Source organism: Bacteroides sp. (assembly GCA_036351255.1).
In the GTDB taxonomy this organism is placed as follows: Bacteria; Bacteroidota; Bacteroidia; order Bacteroidales; family UBA7960; genus UBA7960.
The window spans coordinates 1-7,100 of the sequence record JAZBOS010000051.1; the positions used below are offsets into that span (position 1 = coordinate 1).

Here is a 7,100-nt window from a genome sequence, read left to right on the forward strand (position 1 = left end):
CCCTGTTCAGCGAGGCACCGAAGGCTTATTACGGGGATGTGGTGCACCACAACGACAACATCGTGGTGGATCTCAGCCTCAGTCACGATGCCCTCTGGCAAGGTTTCCGCCACAAGGTCCGCAAGAACATCCACACGGCACAGGCGGCCGGAATCACAATCGAAACCGATCCCACGGGCAGCCGTCTCGATGACTTCCTGGCCGTCTATCATCACAACCTCGATCTCCGCCAGGCAGCGCCCCAGTATTACCTGCAGCGCCCCTATTTCGAGAAGCTGAATCAGACCCTCCCCGGCCACTGCTGTTACTTCCACGCCCTCCACCAGGGACAGGTGATTGCCTCAGAGCTGGTGCTGCTGTCCGCCACCCGCCTCTACTCCTACCTGGGCGGCACCTTCTGCGAAAGCTTTCCCCTGCGTCCCGGCGACCTGCTCAAATACCACATCATGCAGTGGGCCCGCGAAAAAGGCCACCAGCAGTTCATCATCGGCGGCGGCCACCAGCCCCACGACGGAATCTTCGCCTTCAAACAAGCCTTCGCCCCCGGCGGCATCGTGCCCTTCTTTATCGGGAAAAAGGTGTTTGACGGGGAGGTGTATGAGACCCTGACTACCGGTGGAGAGAAGGGAGGGTTTTTTCCGGAATACCGGTCTTAGTTGAAGTAAGAAGTAAAAAGTAGAAAGTAAAAAGAAAAAAAGAACCAAAAATTATTGAGTGGGATTTTTCCCGGAATACCGGTCTTGGTTGAAGTAAGAAGTAAAAAGTAAGAAGTAAAAAGAAAAAAAAGAACCAAAAATTATTGCGGAATGAAAGCATATCAGGGTTTTAAAGATTTGATCGTGTATCAGAAGGCATTCGATCTTTCCATCAGGATCTTTAAGATATCAAGGTCCTTTCCAAAAGAGGAACTGTATTCCTTAACCGACCAAATTCGTAGGGCTTCAAGGTCAATTGGGGCAAACATTGCAGAAAGCTGGCCCAAAAGAAGATATGTTAAATCCTTTGTAGCAAAACTTATTGACGCCCAGTCAGAAGCCTGTGAGACCATTCACTGGCTTGATGAAGTTCTGGCCCTGGATTACATTGCTCAGGAAGATCATCAGGAACTAATGGCCCTGGACCTTGAAATACAACGAATGCTCGATGCCATGATCACCTATCCAGAGAAATTCTGCCATAAAATGGAAAATTAACCCTAATTTTCTTTGCTTTTTACTTCTTACTTTTTACTTCCTACTTTTACAATATGCTCCCAAAACACCTCCACCCCTTAAAAGACATCCTCCTCTTCCTCGCCCTGCTCTTCTCCTTTCACTTCATCTACCTGGGCTGGTCGCAGGGGCTGGAGTTCTGGCTCATTGAAAGGCAGGTGCTGGGGCTGTTTGAGTGGGTGGCCAATGGCTTGCTGAAGCAGAGTGTGTGGGTGCTGCAGGCGCTGGGGGTGGATGTGGTGCTGGTCGATCAGACCATCTACGCCAACAATTATGAGGCCTATGTGTCGGTAGTCCCCGAGTGCACCACCCTGAAGCAGTGGATGCACTGGATCGTGATCATGGTGTTCTTCCCTGGCCCCTGGAAGCATAAGTTGTGGTACATCCCCCTGGGCATCATGGTCATCCACCTCATCAACATCGTCCGCATCACCGGCCTCACCCTCATACAGTTTCCCTTCCCCAATGGCTTTCATTTCTTCCACGACTACTTCTTCAAAACCCTGTTCTATGCCGTGATCTTTCTGATGTGGGCGTTTTGGAACGAAAAAGTAAGAAGTAAAAAGTAAAAAGTAAGAAGCGAAGTCGCGAGGACGCGAAGACGCGAAAGTCCATCCCCTAATCCGTGCAATCCGTTCAAATCCGTGGAATCCCCTTTATATCCTCAAAAAAAGAAACTGACAAGATTGATAATATTGATAATATTGATAATTTCTCTGTTATGGAAAAGAGGAATCCTTACAGGATGACAAGGTAGCGAAGAGGCGAGGCCCCATGCCCCATGCCCCTTGCCCCATGCCCCACGCCATTTTCAGTAGGAAGTAAGAAGTAGAAAGTAAAAAGCGAAGATGCGAGGATGCGAGGACGCGAAGACGCGAAGCCCCATACTCTATGCCATTTTCCGTGTAATCAGTCCCAATCTGTGTAATCCTTTTTCATCGGAAACCTCTTACCACCTGGCAATCCGACACCAAATTGTAAATTTTTTAGTTAAATTTTTTTAAACATATGAATAAATATTACTTTTAGCATGACCTTTTCTGGTCACCAATTGGATCCAATCAGCTGTAAAACCCAATCTACTGATGATGAAAAAAGCTCTCTCCCGTGCGTTCATGGCAGGAATGTTAGTAGCCATCACGCTCCCCCTGCATGCACAGATCCTGAAAGAAGGCACTGCCCCCGCCATTAGATTCTCGCTGGAAGAGCCGGCGAAGGTTACGGAGGGTTTTGGCAGGCAGCCAGTCCCGCCCCACGAACTGCGGGTGGAGATCATTAACGGATACCGGGTGGTCAGGGGCGAACGGCCGCCCATCGATTATGAAGCCCTCGACAGGAATGCGTGGGAACCCGGGGTTTTACTAATTAAATTTACCCGGGACCAGTCGCACCAACTGGAAGTCAATCCCCCATCCCTGGATAAGGATGGTTTGGCGGTTTTCAATATGGAAGCCGTGGATCAACTGAATGCGCGATTCGGGGTAAAAGGATCAAAGGCCTATTTCTTATCCCCGGCCCTGAAAAACACTTTTTCTGAGAGGCATAAGGCCTGGGGCTTCCATTTGTGGTACAAGCTGGAGCTGGATGAAAATACAGACATCATCGAGGCCATGAAGGCCTATTCCCAGCTGGCGGAAGTAGAGCTTGCCGAACCCATCTTTGCTAAAACACGTTATCAAACCGTTGATCTGCAAAGGTCAGGCACCCCGCAACCTCCTCTTCAAAACGAACCTTCCTTGAAATGGACTCCCAACGATCCATCTTTCACATCGCAGTGGCATTATCACAACACCGGCCAGGCAAGCGGAACCCCCGGGGCCGACATTGATCTGGTCAACGCCTGGGACATAGAAAAAGGACATGCTGAAGTGATCGTGGCCGTCGTCGACGGGGGCATCCAGTATGACCATCCTGATATTGCAGCAAATATGTGGAGTGGCAGAGGGTTTGATTTTGTTGATGGCGATGAAACGATTACCCCTGATGGCCACGGGACCCACGTGGCAGGCACCATTGCAGCTGTGACCAACAATGCCACAGGCGTTTCCGGCATCGCAGGAGGCTCTGGCGGAGGCGATGGAGTCCGGCTGATGTCCTGCCAGGTATTTGAAGGCAATGGCGGAGGCGGATTTCACCTGGCACCGATTTATGCCGCCGATAATGGTGCGGCAATTTCTCAGAACAGCTGGGGATATACTTCCGCGGGGGTTTATGATTATGCAGCCCTGGATGCCATCGACTATTTCAATGCCAATGGGGGTGGAACCGTCCTGGATGGGGGCATTACCATCTTTGCCGCCGGGAATGATAATGACAATGGCAACTGGTATCCCGGGTATTATTCAGGCACCTTATCTGTGGCAGCAACCAACAACCAGGATATTCGGTCCTATTATTCCAATTACGGGACCTGGGTAGATATTTCAGCGCCCGGGGGTGAGACCAATTCAGTGGCCCAGCGTGGGGTATACAGTACGGTTTCGGGAAACAGCTATGCCTATTACCAGGGAACCTCCATGGCTTGCCCTCATGTTTCAGGAGCCGCTGCATTGTTGATCTCCTATGCCCACCGCAATAGCTACACTTTGCTAAATTCTGAACTCTGGAGTTTAATTGTGGATAATACCGAAGATCATTATACCCAAAATCCAACTTTAATTGGCCAGTTGGGATCCGGCCGACTGAATGCATATTTTGCCCTGTCATCACTTGTGGACTTATTAAGCGGGGTGGTCAATCCGTCTGACTTTTCTGCCGTCGCTTTTGATGAACAGCAAATTGACCTGAGCTGGACCAAAAATGCAGCCAACAATGACGTCATGCTGGTCTGGTCGCCTGAAAATGTCTTTGGCAAACCTGCTGATGGAACACCTTATTCATTGGGTGAGGTAATTCCTGGTGGCGGGGAAGTCATTTACAGCGGTGCAAATGCGGCATTCAGCCATACGGGGCTTGACCCAAGCACCACTTATTACTACAAGATCTATTCCTATGATGCCTCAAATCAATACTCCTCAGGCAGAACGACCCAGGCAATGACCTTTTGTTTACCTGTGGATTTGTTGCCTTTTTCGGAAGACTTCAATGCCAGCACCCAATTGCCCGTATGCTGGGAAATTATTGACAATCAAGGCAACGGGCAGGTATGGAGATTTGGGACTCATACAGATGGATTGACCGGATCGACCGGCAATTATGCCTATTTAAACAGCGATGCTTACGGCAGCGGCAACTCACAGAATGCGGATTTAGTCACCCCCCTGCTTGACCTGTCCAGTTACACAGAGGTAAATTTATCTTTTAATCATTACTTCTTGCAATATACAGCCTCAGGCTCATCCGCGACCCTATCCTACAGCCTGGACAACGGGCTTAGCTGGACGCAGATCCAGCAATGGACTGCGACCACGGCAAACCCTGCTTCTTTCAGCCAGCTGATTGAAGCGGTAGCCGGCCAGTCGCAAGTCAGGTTTAAATGGAATTATACCGGTACCTGGGGTTATTACTGGGATGTGGACGATGTTAGCATCTCCGGGACTTTGAATAATAAACCTACCGTTGTAACGCTTGAAGCCCTTGTCACTTCTGCCACAGAAGCTTCAGTAAGCGGAGAAGTAGTATCAGAGGGATTATCGTCAGTTACTGCCCGGGGAATTTGCTGGGGAACATCCGCCGACCCGGATCTTTCGGGAGACTTTACGGTGGAGGGAAGCGGCAGCGGCGTTTTTTCAAGCAACCTTTCGGGGCTATCCCCATCCACCACTTATTACGCCAGGGCTTATGCCACCAATGAATACGGAACGGCTTATGGGGAAAACCTGAGCTTTAACACCTCTTGTGGGACTTTTACCCCTCCTTTCAGTGAAGACTTCACCGGTTTAACAACCATTCCCCAATGCTGGACAGAAGAAGGCACAACCTTTAACTGGCAGGTTGGGTCGGTAACAAATGGGGTAAGCGGAACCACACCACCTTATGCATATGTTTCGTATGGTTCCAGGGTTAATTCTTCTGCAAGTCTCACCAGTCCTTCTTTAAACTTTAATGGTTTCACCGGCATTACCTTGGCTTTCAGGCATCGCATGGCAAATGACAGGGAGGCAGGAAGTGTTTCCATTGAATTCACCCTCGATGACGGGGTAACCTGGAATACTATTGTTCAATACCCAGCCAGCCAGGCATCCTTTGAAGAAAACTATTCAACCACCCTTGCCGCACTGGACAACCAGGAAAACGTGAGGTTCAGGTGGGTAATGACCAAGCAACTCAACAACCGGACCATCACTTATAGTTTTGACAACCTGGTGATCAGCGGGACCTCTCAGCATGTTTCCTGGACAGGAGCCATAAACACCTCATGGAATGAGCCGGAAAACTGGTCAGGCAACCAGGTTCCCCAGGCAGCAAATGTTGCCTTGATCCCTTCGGATGGCATCACCCAGTTCCCTGTAATTTCAGGCGATCCGGCTGAAGTCCTGGGCCTGGAGGTTTACGAAAGTGCTTCTGTGACCATTGCCCCCACCGGCCAGCTGACTGTCAACGGAACCCTTACCAACCTGGCTGGGGTTAGTGGCCTGCAGATCGCCTCGGATGTTAATGGAACGGGCTCACTGATTCACAGCACTGCAGGTGTGAATGTCACTGTTCAGCGCTATGCTACGGGTGGCTGGGAGTCGTGGGATGCCGGTTGGCATCTCATCAGCTCACCGGTGCTCAACCAGCCCATCGCTGATTTCGCTACCGCGGGTACAGGAAACGACTATGACTTCTATGGCTGGGATGAAGCTACAAATTACTGGATCAACTACAAAGATGGGAGTTTTAGCACCTGGAACGGGGGAACCAATTTTAATACCGGGCAGGGATACCTGATCTCGTATCAAACCACCCAAACCCAAGCCTTCTCAGGGGCAATCAATGTTTCTGATATTATTAAAAACAATCTTGTTCAATCTGCAGGAACTTACTCCGGCTGGCACCTGTTGGGCAATCCCTTTGCCAGTGCCCTGCAATGGAATGATGGCAACTGGGCATTAAACAACATTGCCGGGGTGGCCAAGATCTGGCACGAAGTCAATATGAGCTATTCGGACATTGGTATTGGGGGTAACATCCCCTCTGCCCAGGGCTTTATGGTTCAGGTAATTGAGGCTACTGGAGGGAACCTGACCATCCCAGCCGCCTCGCGTATCCACAGCAGCCAGGGCTGGTACAAGGACGGCGGGGCCCAGAAGATTCAACTGATGGCCCGCGAGCACAACAACCGCTCAGCCCAGGAAAGCAATATCGTCGTCATCCCTGAAACCAGCGAGGCCTTCCACCCCTATTATGACTCACGCTTTCTGTGGGGATATGCCCCGGGTTTTTACAGCCTCAAGGACGGAGAAGCGCTTTCTACCTATACCCTTCCCGAACTGAATGAAGACCTGGTGATCCCCCTGGGCTTTGACAAAAACGATGCCAGCCAGTTTACCATCACCCTGGAAGAAAGCATTGAAGGCACCTCTCTATACCTGTTCGACAAAAAACTGGAGGTGGAGCACCCCCTGACTTTTAATTCGCCCTATGCATTCACTGCCCAGGCAGGCGATGACTCCCAGCGCTTCGAACTGAGGTTTAGTCCGGCCAACACTGCAGGCCTTGAGGAAAGCCTGGCTGACGCCTTGGGCATCTACATTTGGAACAACACCCTGCACCTGAACTTCACCAAAGAAGCCGACGGACGCCTGCTGCAGGTATTCGATCTGGGCGGACGCCTGGTGATGAGCGACCGCCTCGACCACGGGCTGAACCACACCCGCGCACTGAGCCTCGAAGCCGGGGTTTACCTGGTCAGGGTCAGCAGCCCAAAAGGGGTGAGCACGCAGAGGGTATTTGTGAAGTAAGTAA

Annotated in this window: 4 protein-coding genes; all 4 read left to right on the forward strand. The window is 50.7% G+C overall.

Features of this window, described 5'->3' with window-relative positions; genetic code table 11:
• Positions 1–656: GNAT family N-acetyltransferase (locus V2I46_04325; GenBank protein ID MEE4176715.1), on the forward strand; the 656-nt coding region annotated here is incomplete at its 5' end.
• A gap of 150 nt (positions 657–806) precedes the next feature.
• Complete coding sequence (locus V2I46_04330; protein ID MEE4176716.1) at positions 807–1,193, forward strand: four helix bundle protein; 387 nt, start codon at positions 807–809, stop codon at positions 1,191–1,193.
• 53 nt (positions 1,194–1,246) lie between these two features.
• The gene (locus tag V2I46_04335; GenBank protein MEE4176717.1) at positions 1,247–1,780 is read left to right on the forward strand and encodes an exosortase/archaeosortase family protein; all 534 of its coding nucleotides are present in this window, start codon (positions 1,247–1,249) and stop codon (positions 1,778–1,780) included.
• Positions 1,781–2,296: 516 nt separating this feature from the next.
• A complete protein-coding gene (locus V2I46_04340; protein MEE4176718.1) occupies positions 2,297–7,096 on the forward strand; it encodes a S8 family serine peptidase in 4,800 nt (1,599 codons plus the stop codon).
• The last annotated feature ends 4 nt before the right edge of the window (positions 7,097–7,100 follow it).

Excerpts from the sequence above, each read along its gene's own strand:
- V2I46_04340 (MEE4176718.1), top strand. The coding sequence starts at position 2,297 with ATGATGAAAAAAGCTCTCTCCCGTGCGTTCATGGCAGGAATGTTAGTA.
- V2I46_04330 (MEE4176716.1), top strand. The coding sequence starts at position 807 with ATGAAAGCATATCAGGGTTTTAAAGATTTGATCGTGTATCAGAAGGCA.
- V2I46_04335 (MEE4176717.1), top strand. The coding sequence starts at position 1,247 with ATGCTCCCAAAACACCTCCACCCCTTAAAAGACATCCTCCTCTTCCTC.